This window comes from Pseudomonas sp. TMP9 (assembly GCF_037943105.1).
In the GTDB taxonomy this organism is placed as follows: domain Bacteria; phylum Pseudomonadota; class Gammaproteobacteria; order Pseudomonadales; family Pseudomonadaceae; genus Aquipseudomonas.
The window spans coordinates 928,889-947,240 of the sequence record NZ_CP149803.1 but is presented as its reverse complement, the minus strand read 5'-3'; the positions used below and the strand labels follow the sequence as shown (position 1 = coordinate 947,240).

At 53.3% G+C, this 18,352-nt stretch carries 5 protein-coding genes, 4 tRNA genes and 6 rRNA genes; 2 read left to right on the top strand and 13 right to left on the bottom strand.

Features of this window, described 5'->3' with window-relative positions; translation table 11 throughout:
* The first annotated feature begins 56 nt into the window (after positions 1 to 56).
* Both mksE and mksF read left to right on the top strand, forming a co-directional pair.
* Positions 57 to 740, top strand: a complete 684-nt coding sequence (mksE, locus tag WF513_RS04510; protein WP_339081836.1) for an Mks condensin complex protein MksE — start codon at positions 57 to 59, stop codon at positions 738 to 740.
* A complete protein-coding gene (mksF, locus tag WF513_RS04505) occupies positions 737 to 3,571 on the top strand; it encodes an Mks condensin complex protein MksF (RefSeq protein WP_339081834.1) in 2,835 nt (944 codons plus the stop codon). Before mksE ends, mksF begins: the two co-directional genes overlap by 4 nt.
* 128 nt (positions 3,572 to 3,699) lie before the next feature.
* Here mksF and WF513_RS04500 read toward each other — a convergent pair whose 3' ends face one another.
* The 13 genes from WF513_RS04500 to WF513_RS04440 all read right to left on the bottom strand — a co-directional run bounded on the left by WF513_RS04500 (position 3,700) and on the right by WF513_RS04440 (position 18,126).
* Entirely contained in the window at positions 3,700 to 6,003 is a 2,304-nt protein-coding gene (locus tag WF513_RS04500) for an MlaD family protein (RefSeq protein WP_339081832.1), read from the bottom strand.
* Positions 5,996 to 6,619, bottom strand: a complete 624-nt coding sequence (locus WF513_RS04495; RefSeq protein WP_339081830.1) for a paraquat-inducible protein A — start codon at positions 6,617 to 6,619, stop codon at positions 5,996 to 5,998. Before WF513_RS04495 ends, WF513_RS04500 begins: the two co-directional genes overlap by 8 nt.
* A complete protein-coding gene (locus tag WF513_RS04490; protein ID WP_339081828.1) occupies positions 6,606 to 7,253 on the bottom strand; it encodes a paraquat-inducible protein A in 648 nt (215 codons plus the stop codon). Before WF513_RS04490 ends, WF513_RS04495 begins: the two co-directional genes overlap by 14 nt.
* A gap of 160 nt (positions 7,254 to 7,413) precedes the next feature.
* Positions 7,414 to 7,529 (bottom strand): 5S ribosomal RNA (gene rrf / locus WF513_RS04485).
* Between the two features lie 134 nt (positions 7,530 to 7,663).
* A 23S ribosomal RNA gene (locus WF513_RS04480) occupies positions 7,664 to 10,553 on the bottom strand.
* A 244-nt stretch (positions 10,554 to 10,797) separates the two neighbouring features.
* Positions 10,798 to 10,873 (bottom strand) — tRNA-Ala (locus tag WF513_RS04475).
* Between the two features lie 30 nt (positions 10,874 to 10,903).
* A tRNA-Ile gene (locus WF513_RS04470) sits at positions 10,904 to 10,980 on the bottom strand.
* A 65-nt stretch (positions 10,981 to 11,045) separates the two neighbouring features.
* Positions 11,046 to 12,582: ribosomal RNA gene (locus WF513_RS04465) — 16S ribosomal RNA — on the bottom strand.
* 375 nt (positions 12,583 to 12,957) lie between these two features.
* A 5S ribosomal RNA gene (rrf, locus tag WF513_RS04460) occupies positions 12,958 to 13,073 on the bottom strand.
* Between the two features lie 134 nt (positions 13,074 to 13,207).
* Positions 13,208 to 16,097 (bottom strand): 23S ribosomal RNA (locus tag WF513_RS04455).
* A gap of 244 nt (positions 16,098 to 16,341) precedes the next feature.
* A tRNA-Ala gene (locus WF513_RS04450) sits at positions 16,342 to 16,417 on the bottom strand.
* Between the two features lie 30 nt (positions 16,418 to 16,447).
* Positions 16,448 to 16,524: transfer RNA gene (locus WF513_RS04445), tRNA-Ile, on the bottom strand.
* A 65-nt stretch (positions 16,525 to 16,589) separates the two neighbouring features.
* Positions 16,590 to 18,126 (bottom strand): 16S ribosomal RNA (locus tag WF513_RS04440).
* The 16S, 23S and 5S rRNA genes sit together here with 4 tRNA genes alongside, the layout of an rRNA operon.
* Between the last annotated feature and the right edge of the window lie 226 nt (positions 18,127 to 18,352).

Sequence of the window (18,352 nt, the reverse complement as noted above, 5' to 3'; positions counted from 1 at the left end):
TCAGGTGGAAAACGCTGCGGCGCCTTCCACACGACGACTGCCTGCGAGCATAACCTATGAATATCGATCTAAAAGAACTCACCCAGCTGGCGCCGATCTTCCGCGAGCTGTTTAAGGGCTACCACGTCAGCCGCCGTGACCCTGAGCTCTATGCCCAACTGTCCAACCTTCAGGACCAGTACCGTGCACTATTCAAGGCCCTGGGCTACGAGTTGACCTGCGACAGCCGCGGCTTCTATTACTTTGTGCCCGAGCAAATGGGTGCCCAAGTCAACAAGACCGCTCAGCGCCTGGCATTGTTCACCTTTATTTTGGTAGAGCACCTGGCTGATCAAGGCCGCGACCCGCTGGCCGTGCTCGATGGCGGCAGCCTCGGCCGTGACGAACTGCCGGCGCTGCTGGAAAAGTACCGCGATCTGTTTCTGCAGGCCGAAGTCACCAGCATTGAAGAACTGGAAGAGAAAGTGATGCGCCGCCTAAACCAGCTGGGTTTTGCATACGAGGACAACGGCATTTACCGTTTTCTCGCGCCCATGCACCGTTTCCTCGATGTGTGCCTGAGCGTGCAACAAAACCGCGACCTGGCCGCCACCCTGCACAGCAACCTACCGCTGCCAACACCGGTATTGCTCGACGATGAGCCCGAGGACGAGATCATCAGCCTCGCCGATGAGCCCGAAGAAGAAGCCCTGGCCCGCGCCATGGACGAAGAACGTAACGCCCAGGAGATCGACGCATGAGCCAGGAACGCTATGGCATACGCCGCTTCGCCCTATTGAATACCGCCGGCTACAGCCTCGGCGTGTTCCCGCTGGAACACCCATTGTCGGTGTACGGCGCCAACAACCTCGGTAAATCCGCCTCGATTAATGCCCTGCAATTTCCAATTCTGGCGCGTATGTCGGACATGAGTTTCGGCAAATACAGCCTGGAGCAGTCACGCAAGTTCTACTTCGCCAGCGACACCAGCTACATCTTGGTCGAGGTCATGCTGCCCCACGGCCCCCATGTAATCGGCGTGGCCGGGCGCGGGCCGGGCGGCGGCTTTGGTCACCAGTTCTTCGCCTATCAGGGCACCCTAGACTTGGCACACTACCAACACAACGGCGCCTGCCTGCGCCAACGCGAACTGTTTAACAACCTTGAGCGCGAAGGTATTAAAGCCTATGAACTGAAACCTGAAGAGCTGCGCCGCCTGCTGGTGGGCGGGCACACCTCGGTGCCTCTGAACCTGACCTTGATTCCGCTGCGCTCCACCAGCGAGCAGAGCCTGAAGACCTTCCGTGCGCTGTTTATTAACCTGCTGCACATGCGCGAAATCACCGCAGCCAAGCTTAAGCAGCTGTTCCTTGATGCCTTCGAGCACAGCCTGCGCTCGGGCAGTGTCGACTACATCGCCGCCACCGAAGAAGCCTTCCGCGACGTACGCCGCATGGAGCAGGATTACCAAGCGCTGGTCACCGCCGGCCCACAAATCGAAGCCCTCGCCGCTGGTGTCGCTCAGCGCGAATTGCTGCGCGGCAAGCTGCAGCGCATTTCACCGCTGCTCGACTCATTGCTGGGCAGTTGGCAAGACTATGCCGGCGCACGCCGCGAAGAACTGCTGATCCAAGCCGAGCATTACCAACGCCAGCAAGACGGCTTACAGCATGAGCAACGCGGCGGCACCCATGAACTGATGCGCAGGGAGCGCGAGATCAGTGACCTGCAGCGCTGGCTTGGCGAGTTGTCAGTGCTTGAAAACCGCTTCGCGTTGGTTGATGACGTTGGCATGCTCGAAACGCAATTGCTTGTTGCCAAAGACGCCCACGACGAATTGGCCGGCGCCCTGGCGCAGTCGCGGCAGTTCTCCTCTGAAGACTTAAATGAACGCCTAAGCGATTTGGAGAAACGCCTTAAATCGATAAAGCAGCAGCTTGAACACGCCGACAACAACAGCTACTCGCGCCTGCGTGAGGAATTTAGCCAGCAGGATGTCGACCGCCTGATGCGCCTGTTCAACGGCCAACTGTTTACTCTGCCGCTGAGTGAAAAAGGTATTCAGGTGGCTGAAGGCAATGCCTGGTTCAAATCCCTGGAAGCCATCCTCGACGGCTTCAAGGGTGAGCATTTCGAGGTGCCCGGCCTCTCCATCGACCTCTCAACTATCGAGCCGCCAGCCCTGCAAGCGCTGGCCGACCGCGCCGCACTGCGCGACCAGAAAGACCGCCTTGAGCGCGAATACAAACAACTAAAAACCCAGCAAGCAGTAGCTGCCGATCGCCATGCCAGCAAGGCGCAGGCTGAACAGTTTTACCAAGCGGTGCTGGATGCCCAAAAGGCACTGGAAGACTTCCGCCGCAGCCAGACCATGGCCGCTGAAGCGCCGCAGAAGCTTGAGCTGCTGACTCAGCTGGAAGCCGCCCAAGACGAGCTTAAGCGCGCCTCAGATGCCTTTGCCGAGCGCGTGCAGCAGTTCTCCGCAAAACTGCAACTGGTTAACCGTCAGCTGGCTGATCTGGAAGCGAAAGAGCGCACGCTAGAAGACGCGTTGCGCCGTCGCCAGTTGCTGCCGACTAATTTGCCTTTCGGTACGCCCTGCACTGATCCGATCGATGATTCGCTGGATAACCTGCTGCCACTGCTCAACGATTACCAAGATGCTTGGCAGGGCTTGCAGCGCATCGATGGGCAGATCGAGGCGCTATACGCCCAAGTGCGCCTTAAAGGTGTGGCCAAATTCGACAGCGAGGATGACGTTGAACGTCGCCTGCACCTATTGGTCAACGCCTACGCGCACCGTCAGGACGAAGCCCTTACCCTAACCAAAGCGCGACGCGCGGCGGTTACTGATATCGCCCGCACCCTGCGCAATATCCGCAGCGACTATGACAACCTGGAACACCAACTGGCCCTGTTTAATCGCGAGATCAACAAGCGTCAGGTTTCTAACCTAGAAAGCTTTCGCATCGTCCTCGCGCCAAACAAAGACGCCCTCAAGCACATCGACCAGATCATCCACAGCGCCGGTCAGTACGAGCAGGGCGAAACGCTGTCGGTATTCGACTTACAGCAAAGCAGCGCTCAGGACAGCAAGAACGAGGATGCCAAGGAATACCTGGCCCGCTTGGTCGCCGCCAACCATAACCAGCTTGGGCTGAAGGATTTGTTCGAACTGGCCTTTGAGATCACCAAAGTGCACGGCCAACCGGTGATCCACACCGACATTGATGGCGCCGCAAGCAACGGCACCACCATGACCATCAAAGCGCTGACCAACATGTACCTGTTGCTGCACCTTATGGACCGCGATCAGGCCGGCAAGGTGCGTTTGCCTTACTACCTGGACGAAGCGGCGGATATCGACGAGAAGAACCAGCAGGCGTTGATCGAAACCAGCCTGCAACTGGGCTTCGTGCCAATCCTGGCCTCGGTTAAACCGCAAGTATCAGCCCACGTAGCCATCGACCTAGAAGGCGGCAGCGGGCCGAATGGCATTTACATTGATGAAGCAGACTGGAAATATATTCAGCGGCGCGACAGTGCCAAGGCCAACGTCGACCCGTCGAGCGCAACAGCCGAACCCGCCTAAAGCCTAGCGTGAGCGGCGCAGGCGCGCATCGTCGATGCAACGCAGCATCCTGACGCCGCGTTAACCACCAATCGGATGCCCATCAGCACACCCAAAACCACAAGGGCCGCAAATGCGGCCCTTGTCGGTTATTGCTCCAGCGCAATCTTCGGCGCCCAGCGTAACCACTCCTCCTTCACCTCATCATGCAAGGCAAAGGTTTGCCCAGTCTGCGCTGGACCACCCATCTGCGGGTTATCCGGCGAGGCGAAGGCGATACCGCCCTCCAGTAAAGCCTCCAACGACTCAGTTCGAACTTTCACACCGCTAAATAACCCAGCATCCACACCGATGCCGCTGGCATTCCAGAAGCGACTCGCGCTGCGCACTAACGGCGCATAACGTGGCTCGATCAGAACATGTATCAGCACCCGATCCGATGTCGGGCCTAGCTCAAAATGAGTAACTTTACCCACCGGCACTTCACGGTAGCTGACCACCACACCCGGTTTGATTGAACCCCGGCGCGCGGCACTCAGCACCAAGCGCAACCCCTGTTCACGGGCGTTCTGCGTTGGGGCAGACTCAGCAGCAGTAAAGCTGGTTTGTACCGCGCCGGCTTTATTCGCGGGTCGCACCTCTAAGTATTGTCCGCTGACCAGAGTTTCCAAGTTAGCTGCACGGGTCAGACTGACCTCCGGCTTGACCACCCAGAACTGTGTGCCTGCACGGGCAATTTGTTTAGTGGCCTGGGTAACACGGGCATGCAGAATCACTGCCTGCAAATCATCCGTCAGCTCAATACGCTCGACCTTGCCAACATCCAGGCCTTTATAACGAATCGCCGTGCCCTCACTCAGGCCGTCCCCGCGGGGGACTCGTATGATCAAGGCAACACCTTTCTCAAGGGCGGTGTCCTGACTGCTATACAGGGCGAAACGCTGCACCCGTTTGCCACTCTTCGCGGCTTGCGGATTGGGGGTTTCAAACGCAATACCGCCTGCCAGCAACGTCTGCAACGACTCACTTTTAACCTCGACACCGGACAGCCCACCTTTCAAGGTAATACCGCTGGCATTCCAGAAACGCGTGCTGCTGTTAACCAGGTGCTCATACTCAGGTTCAATGTGTACGCCAAACGCTACTTGCTTGTTATCCCGTGACAGCTGGTAACTCTGCACCGAGCCAACTTTAAGTTGCTTGAACAGAATCGGGCTGCCAACTTCCAAAGAACCGCGCACGTCGCTAAACAGCACCAAGTGCAAGCCAGGGGATGCGAGATCAAGAGGCGGGGCCTTGGCTCTGGCGACAAAATCACGCTGTGGCGCTGCGCCCTGCTCACCCGGACGAATTGCAATGTAATTGCCTTTGACGAGCGCTTCGAGCCCGGTAATACCTGCCAAGGATATGGACGGTTTAACCATCCAGAAGTCAGTACCCTCGACCAGATAATCCTCGGTGCGCGGGTCGAGCATCAACTCAACCTGAGCGCCACTGAGATCATCATCAACCTTAAAGGTCTTCAGGTGGCCAACTTGAATGCCCTTGTACATGACAGGCGTACGCCCCGGCTCCAGCCCATCAAACTCATGCAGTTTCAGTGATACGCGAATGCCAGCCTGGGCACTGTCGAAATCCTCATAGAGACGAAATGGTAAGCTTGGGTCAGTCGGCGGACTGTCTTTGCGATGATCGGGAGTGGCGAAGGCAATCCCCCCCGCAACAATGCTCGCCAGCGACTCCGTACGCACCTTTATGCCTGAGAGCCCAGCGTCGATGGATACACCGCTGGCATTCCAGAAGCGCGTATGTTTGCGCACCAGAGGCGCAAACTCTGGCTGGATGAAAACTTTCACCTCGATGAGGTTCTGATCTTCAACCAAGGCATAACTCTTCACTCGCCCCACCTGAATTTGCTTGTAGAAAACCGGGCTGTCCCTATTCAACGAACCAAGCCGGTCAGCCTTGAGGGTGAGGTGCAAACCCGGCACCGTGTCAGCCAATGGCGGCGGCTCACTCAGCGCAGTGAATTCGCGCGTAGGCTCGCCATCACCGGGGCTGGCAGTAATGTAGTTACCCGAAACGAGGGTTTCTAGCCCGGTGATGCCGGCCAGCGAAACGCTCGGTTTAACCAACCAGAAACGGGTATTGGTACGCAGGTGCTGCTCAACGCGTTTGTCCATTTCAAGGGTCGCACGCACTCCACGCTGCTCGCCGCTGTCTTCCAACTGCAAAGCCGTGACCTTACCAATCGGCATGCCCTTGAAGATCACCTCAGTTTTGCCCGGCTGAATGCCATCGCCACTGTCGAACATCACCTGGATCTCGATACCGGCTTCGTTATAGGCACGCCAACCCAGCCAGCCGCCAATCAGCAGAGCAATGAGCGGCAAAACCCAAATAGCCGACCAGTTTGAAGCGGGGCGCGTCTTAGCAAGCGGCATATCATTCATGGGGGTCATCCGAATCCGTGTTATCCCAAATCAAGCGGGGGTCAAAAGTTAAAGCGGCCAACATGGTCAATACCACCACACTGGCAAAGGCCATAGCCCCGTAGCCAGGAACAATACTGGCTAAGCTGCCAAAATTGACAAGCGCCACCAAAATCGCGATGACGAAAATATCCAGCATCGACCAGCGCCCTATCCACTCGATAAAGCGATACATCAACACTCGCTGGCGCGGCGACATCGGTTGATGCCGCTGCACCGAATACAGCAACAAGGCGATCCCGATCAGCTTGAAGGTTGGCACTAGGATGCTGGCGACAAAGACCACCGCCGCAATGGGCAGCATGCCGTAATTCACCAATTCGATAACACCCGACATGATCGTATCGGACTGTCCCTTACCCAGTGAGTTGACCGTCATGATGGGCAGCAGATTAGCCGGGATATACAGCACAGCGGCTGTCACCAGTAAAGCCCAGGTACGCGTCAAACTATTGGGTTGGCGCGCATGCACATGCCCACCACAACGCGAGCAAAACTGTTTGCCTTGCTCAGTCTGTATTGGGTTGAGCTGATGGCATTCGTGGCAAATCAGCAACCCAGCATCAATCGCCCGCATGCTCATCCTCCCCCGATAGAGCGTCCCAGATTTGATGCGGCGACATGGTCACCTCAAGCCAGACCTGAACCAGTAATAACGCAACAAAACACATTAGCCCGAGACCAATACTCAGCTCAGCAAGATCGACCAACTTCACAATGGCCACCAGAATGCCCATCAGGTAAACCTCGAGCATGCCCCACTCGCGCATATGGTGATAAATGCGATAGAGCAATAAACCATAGCTGCGCCCAATATCCAGGCGGATGCTCAACAGCACCGCAAACTGGCAGAGTAGCTTGAGCAGCGGCACAGCCATACTGCAGAGGAAAACCACCACAGCAACGCTTTGCATACCGTTGTTATAAAGGCCGAGAACGCCGCTCCAAACCGTGTCATTCGAAGCCTGCCCCAACAAGTTGAGTTGCATGATCGGCAGAAAATTAGCGGGGATATATAACAATAAGGCCGCAATCACCAACGCCATGCTTCGGCGTATAACCTGAGTACGCTGGGTGTATAACTCACACCCACAGCGTGGGCACTCAACTCGCTCACCAGCACAAGCCTGGGGCCTGCGCTGCAACAGATCGCACTCATGGCAGGCGATCAGGTTTTTAAGCTCATGCTCGGTAAATACCTGATCGCTCATAGAAAGAACTCTAATAAAAGTAAGCCTGCAAATAATCGCTACACTTAGCGCTGACGCCCTACGGGTCAACATTATGCATTTGTTTTTGCGTTAAACCGACTTTCGGCCGCGCAAAGTAAAACCCCCGACCAGTTTCCTGATCGGGGGTTTTGGTATAGGTGCTTGACGATGACCTACTCTCACATGGGGAAACCCCACACTACCATCGGCGATGCATCGTTTCACTACTGAGTTCGGGATGGGATCAGGTGGTTCCAATGCTCTATGGTCGTCAAGCGATTCAGCTGGAGTACCGTCGTTAGACGCTGCTCCGAATTAGGTATGTGATGTCTTTGGTTTGTAGTTGTGCAAATTTTCGGCTGTTGCAGTCTTCATAGAGACACGCAAACATCAAATTGTTTGGGTGTTATATGGTCAAGCCTCACGGGCAATTAGTATTGGTTAGCTCAACGCCTCACAGCGCTTACACACCCAACCTATCAACGTCGTAGTCTTCGACGGCCCTTTAGGGAACTCAAGGTTCCAGTGAGATCTCATCTCGAGGCAAGTTTCCCGCTTAGATGCTTTCAGCGGTTATCTTTTCCGAACATAGCTACCCGGCAATGCCACTGGCGTGACAACCGGAACACCAGAGGTTCGTCCACTCCGGTCCTCTCGTACTAGGAGCAGCCCCTCTCAAATCTCAAACGTCCACGGCAGATAGGGACCGAACTGTCTCACGACGTTCTAAACCCAGCTCGCGTACCACTTTAAATGGCGAACAGCCATACCCTTGGGACCGGCTTCAGCCCCAGGATGTGATGAGCCGACATCGAGGTGCCAAACACCGCCGTCGATATGAACTCTTGGGCGGTATCAGCCTGTTATCCCCGGAGTACCTTTTATCCGTTGAGCGATGGCCCTTCCATACAGAACCACCGGATCACTAAGACCTACTTTCGTACCTGCTCGACGTGTCTGTCTCGCAGTCAAGCGCGCTTTTGCCTTTATACTCTACGACCGATTTCCGACCGGTCTGAGCGCACCTTCGTACTCCTCCGTTACTCTTTAGGAGGAGACCGCCCCAGTCAAACTACCCACCATACACTGTCCTCGATCCGGATAACGGACCAGAGTTAGAACCTCAAGGTTGCCAGGGTGGTATTTCAAGGTTGGCTCCACGCGAACTGGCGTCCACGCTTCAAAGCCTCCCACCTATCCTACACAAGCAAACTCAAAGTCCAGTGCAAAGCTATAGTAAAGGTTCACGGGGTCTTTCCGTCTAGCCGCGGATACACTGCATCTTCACAGCGATTTCAATTTCACTGAGTCTCGGGTGGAGACAGCGCCGCCATCGTTACGCCATTCGTGCAGGTCGGAACTTACCCGACAAGGAATTTCGCTACCTTAGGACCGTTATAGTTACGGCCGCCGTTTACCGGGGCTTCGATCAAGAGCTTCGCGTTAGCTAACCCCATCAATTAACCTTCCGGCACCGGGCAGGCGTCACACCCTATACGTCCACTTTCGTGTTTGCAGAGTGCTGTGTTTTTAATAAACAGTCGCAGCGGCCTGGTATCTTCGACCGGCATGGGCTTACGCAGTAAATGCTTCACCCTCACCGGCGCACCTTCTCCCGAAGTTACGGTGCCATTTTGCCTAGTTCCTTCACCCGAGTTCTCTCAAGCGCCTTGGTATTCTCTACCTAACCACCTGTGTCGGTTTGGGGTACGGTTCCTAATTACCTGAAGCTTAGAAGCTTTTCCTGGAAGCATGGCATCAACCACTTCGTCATCTAAAAGATAACTCGTCATCAGTTCTCGGCCTTGATCTCCCGGATTTACCTAAGAAATCAGCCTACCACCTTAAACACGGACAACCAACGCCGTGCTGGCCTAGCCTTCTCCGTCCCTCCATCGCAGTAATTAGAAGTACGGGAATATTAACCCGTTTCCCATCGATTACGCATTTCTGCCTCACCTTAGGGGCCGACTCACCCTGCGTCGATTAACGTTGCGCAGGAAACCTTGGTCTTTCGGCGTGGGAGTTTTTCACTCCCATTGTCGTTACTCATGTCAGCATTCGCACTTCTGATACCTCCAGCAAGCTTCTCAACTCACCTTCACAGGCTTACAGAACGCTCCTCTACCGCTCATCCTAAGATGAACCCGTAGCTTCGGTGTATGGTTTGAGCCCCGTTAAATCTTCCGCGCAGGCCGACTCGACTAGTGAGCTATTACGCTTTCTTTAAAGGGTGGCTGCTTCTAAGCCAACCTCCTAGCTGTCTAAGCCTTCCCACATCGTTTCCCACTTAACCATAACTTTGGGACCTTAGCTGACGGTCTGGGTTGTTTCCCTTTTCACGACGGACGTTAGCACCCGCCGTGTGTCTCCCGTGCTGACACTTGTTGGTATTCGGAGTTTGCATCGGTTTGGTAAATCGGGATGATCCCCTAGCCGAAACAGTGCTCTACCCCCAACAGTGATACACGAGGCGCTACCTAAATAGCTTTCGAGGAGAACCAGCTATCTCCGAGCTTGATTAGCCTTTCACTCCGATCCACAGGTCATCCGCTAACTTTTCAACGGTAGTCGGTTCGGTCCTCCAGTTAGTGTTACCCAACCTTCAACCTGCCCATGGATAGATCGCCCGGTTTCGGGTCTATACCCAGCGACTGTCGCCCTATTAAGACTCGCTTTCGCTACGCCTCCCCTATTCGGTTAAGCTCGCCACTGAATATAAGTCGCTGACCCATTATACAAAAGGTACGCAGTCACCCAACAAAGTGGGCTCCCACTGCTTGTACGCATACGGTTTCAGGATCTATTTCACTCCCCTCTCCGGGGTTCTTTTCGCCTTTCCCTCACGGTACTAGTTCACTATCGGTCAGTCAGTAGTATTTAGCCTTGGAGGATGGTCCCCCCATATTCAGACAAAGTTTCTCGTGCTCCGTCCTACTCGATTTCATTGATAAGAGAATTTCGTGTACGGGGCTATCACCCACTACGGCGGCACTTTCCAGAGCCTTCCACTATTCTCAAATCAACTTAAGGGCTAGTCCCCGTTCGCTCGCCACTACTAAGGGAATCTCGGTTGATTTCTATTCCTCAGGGTACTTAGATGTTTCAGTTCCCCTGGTTCGCCTTACACACCTATGTATTCAGTGTGTAATAACCAGCTTATGCTGGCTGGGTTCCCCCATTCAGAGATCTCCGGATCAAAGTCTGTTTGCCGACTCCCCGGAGCTTATCGCAGGCTACAACGTCTTTCATCGCCTCTGACTGCCAAGGCATCCACCGTATGCGCTTCTTCACTTGACCATATAACCCCAAGCAATCTGGTTATTGTCTCTAACGTGAAGACGACATTCGCCGAAAATTTGCAATTGAGAACTACAAATTTTACCTTGACCAAATTAATTACCAGTGAAAGTAATCAATCAGTCACTTCTATCACATACCCAAATTTTTAAAGAACGATTTTCTTACTGGTCAAAGACCAGAAATCAACATTCATCTGCTTTTTGCAGGAACGTTCATTTCTGAACTCTTACGGTGCTGTATATGGTGGAGCCAAGCGGGATCGAACCGCTGACCTCCTGCGTGCAAGGCAGGCGCTCTCCCAGCTGAGCTATGGCCCCATATTCGTACAAGGCCAAACCCACAACAATTGGTGGGTCTGGGCAGATTCGAACTGCCGACCTCACCCTTATCAGGGGTGCGCTCTAACCAACTGAGCTACAGACCCAATCGTCTTTTTCAATGAATCAAGCAATTCGTGTGGGAACTTATGAAGAAGCTGAAGTCTTCGATTAAGGAGGTGATCCAGCCGCAGGTTCCCCTACGGCTACCTTGTTACGACTTCACCCCAGTCATGAATCACACCGTGGTAACCGTCCCCCCGAAGGTTAGACTAGCTACTTCTGGTGCAACCCACTCCCATGGTGTGACGGGCGGTGTGTACAAGGCCCGGGAACGTATTCACCGTGACATTCTGATTCACGATTACTAGCGATTCCGACTTCACGCAGTCGAGTTGCAGACTGCGATCCGGACTACGATCGGTTTTATGGGATTAGCTCCACCTCGCGGCTTGGCAACCCTTTGTACCGACCATTGTAGCACGTGTGTAGCCCTGGCCGTAAGGGCCATGATGACTTGACGTCATCCCCACCTTCCTCCGGTTTGTCACCGGCAGTCTCCTTAGAGTTCCCACCATTACGTGCTGGTAACTAAGGACAAGGGTTGCGCTCGTTACGGGACTTAACCCAACATCTCACGACACGAGCTGACGACAGCCATGCAGCACCTGTGTCTGAGTTCCCGAAGGCACCAATCTATCTCTAGAAAGTTCTCAGCATGTCAAGGCCAGGTAAGGTTCTTCGCGTTGCTTCGAATTAAACCACATGCTCCACCGCTTGTGCGGGCCCCCGTCAATTCATTTGAGTTTTAACCTTGCGGCCGTACTCCCCAGGCGGTCAACTTAATGCGTTAGCTGCGCCACTAAGAGTTCAAGACTCCCAACGGCTAGTTGACATCGTTTACGGCGTGGACTACCAGGGTATCTAATCCTGTTTGCTCCCCACGCTTTCGCACCTCAGTGTCAGTACCAGTCCAGGTGGTCGCCTTCGCCACTGGTGTTCCTTCCTATATCTACGCATTTCACCGCTACACAGGAAATTCCACCACCCTCTACCGTACTCTAGCTCAGCAGTTTTGAAAGCAGTTCCCAGGTTGAGCCCGGGGATTTCACTTCCAACTTACTGAACCACCTACGCGCGCTTTACGCCCAGTAATTCCGATTAACGCTTGCACCCTTCGTATTACCGCGGCTGCTGGCACGAAGTTAGCCGGTGCTTATTCTGTCGGTAACGTCAAAGTAGCAACGTATTAAGTTACTACCCTTCCTCCCAACTTAAAGTGCTTTACAATCCGAAGACCTTCTTCACACACGCGGCATGGCTGGATCAGGCTTTCGCCCATTGTCCAATATTCCCCACTGCTGCCTCCCGTAGGAGTCTGGACCGTGTCTCAGTTCCAGTGTGACTGATCATCCTCTCAGACCAGTTACGGATCGTCGCCTTGGTGAGCCTTTACCCCACCAACTAGCTAATCCGACCTAGGCTCATCTAATGGCGCGAGGCCCGAAGGTCCCCCGCTTTCTCCCGTAGGACGTATGCGGTATTAGCGTCCGTTTCCGAACGTTATCCCCCACCACTAGGCAGATTCCTAGGCATTACTCACCCGTCCGCCGCTCTCAAGAGAAGCAAGCTTCTCTCTACCGCTCGACTTGCATGTGTTAGGCCTGCCGCCAGCGTTCAATCTGAGCCATGATCAAACTCTTCAGTTCAATACTGCTTGGGTTTTGAGAAAACCCTAAACTTAGCTCAGCAATCGTTGGTTACATCTTTGATTTCTCGCGGAGTAACTTGTGATGCTGATAATCTTGCGACTAGCAGTCTTACCTCACAAGCACCCACACGAATTGCTTGATTCAGTTGTTAAAGAGCGGGTGGTTGATTCTTTCGTCTCAACCGAGGCGCGCATTCTACAGCAGCCTCATCTTCCGTCAAGTGGTTTTTCGAAGTTCTTTCCGAAGAAGTTCTTTCTACTCAACAACTTGCATTAAACCTTGCTGACAATGGTTTCGATCGCTCAAAAACTCATGCCTGTACTAATAGTAAAACCCCCGACCAGTTTCCTGATCGGGGGTTTTGGTATAGGTGCTTGACGATGACCTACTCTCACATGGGGAAACCCCACACTACCATCGGCGATGCATCGTTTCACTACTGAGTTCGGGATGGGATCAGGTGGTTCCAATGCTCTATGGTCGTCAAGCGATTCAGCTGGAGTACCGTCGTTAGACGCTGCTCCGAATTAGGTATGTGATGTCTTTGGTTTGTAGTTGTGCAAATTTTCGGCTGTTGCAGTCTTCATAGAGACACGCAAACATCAAATTGTTTGGGTGTTATATGGTCAAGCCTCACGGGCAATTAGTATTGGTTAGCTCAACGCCTCACAGCGCTTACACACCCAACCTATCAACGTCGTAGTCTTCGACGGCCCTTTAGGGAACTCAAGGTTCCAGTGAGATCTCATCTCGAGGCAAGTTTCCCGCTTAGATGCTTTCAGCGGTTATCTTTTCCGAACATAGCTACCCGGCAATGCCACTGGCGTGACAACCGGAACACCAGAGGTTCGTCCACTCCGGTCCTCTCGTACTAGGAGCAGCCCCTCTCAAATCTCAAACGTCCACGGCAGATAGGGACCGAACTGTCTCACGACGTTCTAAACCCAGCTCGCGTACCACTTTAAATGGCGAACAGCCATACCCTTGGGACCGGCTTCAGCCCCAGGATGTGATGAGCCGACATCGAGGTGCCAAACACCGCCGTCGATATGAACTCTTGGGCGGTATCAGCCTGTTATCCCCGGAGTACCTTTTATCCGTTGAGCGATGGCCCTTCCATACAGAACCACCGGATCACTAAGACCTACTTTCGTACCTGCTCGACGTGTCTGTCTCGCAGTCAAGCGCGCTTTTGCCTTTATACTCTACGACCGATTTCCGACCGGTCTGAGCGCACCTTCGTACTCCTCCGTTACTCTTTAGGAGGAGACCGCCCCAGTCAAACTACCCACCATACACTGTCCTCGATCCGGATAACGGACCAGAGTTAGAACCTCAAGGTTGCCAGGGTGGTATTTCAAGGTTGGCTCCACGCGAACTGGCGTCCACGCTTCAAAGCCTCCCACCTATCCTACACAAGCAAACTCAAAGTCCAGTGCAAAGCTATAGTAAAGGTTCACGGGGTCTTTCCGTCTAGCCGCGGATACACTGCATCTTCACAGCGATTTCAATTTCACTGAGTCTCGGGTGGAGACAGCGCCGCCATCGTTACGCCATTCGTGCAGGTCGGAACTTACCCGACAAGGAATTTCGCTACCTTAGGACCGTTATAGTTACGGCCGCCGTTTACCGGGGCTTCGATCAAGAGCTTCGCGTTAGCTAACCCCATCAATTAACCTTCCGGCACCGGGCAGGCGTCACACCCTATACGTCCACTTTCGTGTTTGCAGAGTGCTGTGTTTTTAATAAACAGTCGCAGCGGCCTGGTATCTTCGACCGGCATGGGCTTACGCAGTAAATGCTTCACCCTCACCGGCGCACCTTCTCCCGAAGTTACGGTGCCATTTTGCCTAGTTCCTTCACCCGAGTTCTCTCAAGCGCCTTGGTATTCTCTACCTAACCACCTGTGTCGGTTTGGGGTACGGTTCCTAATTACCTGAAGCTTAGAAGCTTTTCCTGGAAGCATGGCATCAACCACTTCGTCATCTAAAAGATAACTCGTCATCAGTTCTCGGCCTTGATCTCCCGGATTTACCTAAGAAATCAGCCTACCACCTTAAACACGGACAACCAACGCCGTGCTGGCCTAGCCTTCTCCGTCCCTCCATCGCAGTAATTAGAAGTACGGGAATATTAACCCGTTTCCCATCGATTACGCATTTCTGCCTCACCTTAGGGGCCGACTCACCCTGCGTCGATTAACGTTGCGCAGGAAACCTTGGTCTTTCGGCGTGGGAGTTTTTCACTCCCATTGTCGTTACTCATGTCAGCATTCGCACTTCTGATACCTCCAGCAAGCTTCTCAACTCACCTTCACAGGCTTACAGAACGCTCCTCTACCGCTCATCCTAAGATGAACCCGTAGCTTCGGTGTATGGTTTGAGCCCCGTTAAATCTTCCGCGCAGGCCGACTCGACTAGTGAGCTATTACGCTTTCTTTAAAGGGTGGCTGCTTCTAAGCCAACCTCCTAGCTGTCTAAGCCTTCCCACATCGTTTCCCACTTAACCATAACTTTGGGACCTTAGCTGACGGTCTGGGTTGTTTCCCTTTTCACGACGGACGTTAGCACCCGCCGTGTGTCTCCCGTGCTGACACTTGTTGGTATTCGGAGTTTGCATCGGTTTGGTAAATCGGGATGATCCCCTAGCCGAAACAGTGCTCTACCCCCAACAGTGATACACGAGGCGCTACCTAAATAGCTTTCGAGGAGAACCAGCTATCTCCGAGCTTGATTAGCCTTTCACTCCGATCCACAGGTCATCCGCTAACTTTTCAACGGTAGTCGGTTCGGTCCTCCAGTTAGTGTTACCCAACCTTCAACCTGCCCATGGATAGATCGCCCGGTTTCGGGTCTATACCCAGCGACTGTCGCCCTATTAAGACTCGCTTTCGCTACGCCTCCCCTATTCGGTTAAGCTCGCCACTGAATATAAGTCGCTGACCCATTATACAAAAGGTACGCAGTCACCCAACAAAGTGGGCTCCCACTGCTTGTACGCATACGGTTTCAGGATCTATTTCACTCCCCTCTCCGGGGTTCTTTTCGCCTTTCCCTCACGGTACTAGTTCACTATCGGTCAGTCAGTAGTATTTAGCCTTGGAGGATGGTCCCCCCATATTCAGACAAAGTTTCTCGTGCTCCGTCCTACTCGATTTCATTGATAAGAGAATTTCGTGTACGGGGCTATCACCCACTACGGCGGCACTTTCCAGAGCCTTCCACTATTCTCAAATCAACTTAAGGGCTAGTCCCCGTTCGCTCGCCACTACTAAGGGAATCTCGGTTGATTTCTATTCCTCAGGGTACTTAGATGTTTCAGTTCCCCTGGTTCGCCTTACACACCTATGTATTCAGTGTGTAATAACCAGCTTATGCTGGCTGGGTTCCCCCATTCAGAGATCTCCGGATCAAAGTCTGTTTGCCGACTCCCCGGAGCTTATCGCAGGCTACAACGTCTTTCATCGCCTCTGACTGCCAAGGCATCCACCGTATGCGCTTCTTCACTTGACCATATAACCCCAAGCAATCTGGTTATTGCCTCTAACGTGAAGACGACATTCGCCGAAAATTTGCAATTGAGAACTACAAATTTTACCTTGACCAAATTAATTACCAGTGAAAGTAATCAATCAGTCACTTCTATCACATACCCAAATTTTTAAAGAACGATTTTCTTACTGGTCAAAGACCAGAAATCAACATTCATCTGCTTTTTGCAGGAACGTTCATTTCTGAACTCTTACGGTGCTGTATATGGTGGAGCCAAGCGGGATCGAACCGCTGACCTCCTGCGTGCAAGGCAGGCGCTCTCCCAGCTGAGCTATGGCCCCATATTCGTACAAGGCCAAACCCACAACAATTGGTGGGTCTGGGCAGATTCGAACTGCCGACCTCACCCTTATCAGGGGTGCGCTCTAACCAACTGAGCTACAGACCCAATCGTCTTTTTCAATGAATCAAGCAATTCGTGTGGGAACTTATGAAGAAGCTGAAGTCTTCGATTAAGGAGGTGATCCAGCCGCAGGTTCCCCTACGGCTACCTTGTTACGACTTCACCCCAGTCATGAATCACACCGTGGTAACCGTCCCCCCGAAGGTTAGACTAGCTACTTCTGGTGCAACCCACTCCCATGGTGTGACGGGCGGTGTGTACAAGGCCCGGGAACGTATTCACCGTGACATTCTGATTCACGATTACTAGCGATTCCGACTTCACGCAGTCGAGTTGCAGACTGCGATCCGGACTACGATCGGTTTTATGGGATTAGCTCCACCTCGCGGCTTGGCAACCCTTTGTACCGACCATTGTAGCACGTGTGTAGCCCTGGCCGTAAGGGCCATGATGACTTGACGTCATCCCCACCTTCCTCCGGTTTGTCACCGGCAGTCTCCTTAGAGTTCCCACCATTACGTGCTGGTAACTAAGGACAAGGGTTGCGCTCGTTACGGGACTTAACCCAACATCTCACGACACGAGCTGACGACAGCCATGCAGCACCTGTGTCTGAGTTCCCGAAGGCACCAATCTATCTCTAGAAAGTTCTCAGCATGTCAAGGCCAGGTAAGGTTCTTCGCGTTGCTTCGAATTAAACCACATGCTCCACCGCTTGTGCGGGCCCCCGTCAATTCATTTGAGTTTTAACCTTGCGGCCGTACTCCCCAGGCGGTCAACTTAATGCGTTAGCTGCGCCACTAAGAGTTCAAGACTCCCAACGGCTAGTTGACATCGTTTACGGCGTGGACTACCAGGGTATCTAATCCTGTTTGCTCCCCACGCTTTCGCACCTCAGTGTCAGTACCAGTCCAGGTGGTCGCCTTCGCCACTGGTGTTCCTTCCTATATCTACGCATTTCACCGCTACACAGGAAATTCCACCACCCTCTACCGTACTCTAGCTCAGCAGTTTTGAAAGCAGTTCCCAGGTTGAGCCCGGGGATTTCACTTCCAACTTACTGAACCACCTACGCGCGCTTTACGCCCAGTAATTCCGATTAACGCTTGCACCCTTCGTATTACCGCGGCTGCTGGCACGAAGTTAGCCGGTGCTTATTCTGTCGGTAACGTCAAAGTAGCAACGTATTAAGTTACTACCCTTCCTCCCAACTTAAAGTGCTTTACAATCCGAAGACCTTCTTCACACACGCGGCATGGCTGGATCAGGCTTTCGCCCATTGTCCAATATTCCCCACTGCTGCCTCCCGTAGGAGTCTGGACCGTGTCTCAGTTCCAGTGTGACTGATCATCCTCTCAGACCAGTTACGGATCGTCGCCTTGGTGAGCCTTTACCCCACCAACTAGCTAATCCGACCTAGGCTCATCTAATGGCGCGAGGCCCGAAGGTCCCCCGCTTTCTCCCGTAGGACGTATGCGGTATTAGCGTCCGTTTCCGAACGTTATCCCCCACCACTAGGCAGATTCCTAGGCATTACTCACCCGTCCGCCGCTCTCAAGAGAAGCAAGCTTCTCTCTACCGCTCGACTTGCATGTGTTAGGCCTGCCGCCAGCGTTCAATCTGAGCCATGATCAAACTCTTCAGTTCAATACTGCTTGGGTTTTGAGAAAACCCTAAACTTAGCTCAGCAATCGTTGGTTACATCTTTGATTTCTCGCGGAGTAACTTGTGATGCTGATAATCTTGCGACTAGCAGTCTTACCTCACAAGCACCCACACGAATTGCTTGATTCAGTTGTTAAAGAGCGGGTGGTTGATTCTTTCGTCTCAACCGAGGCGCGCATTCTACAGCAGCCTCATCTTCCGTCAAGTG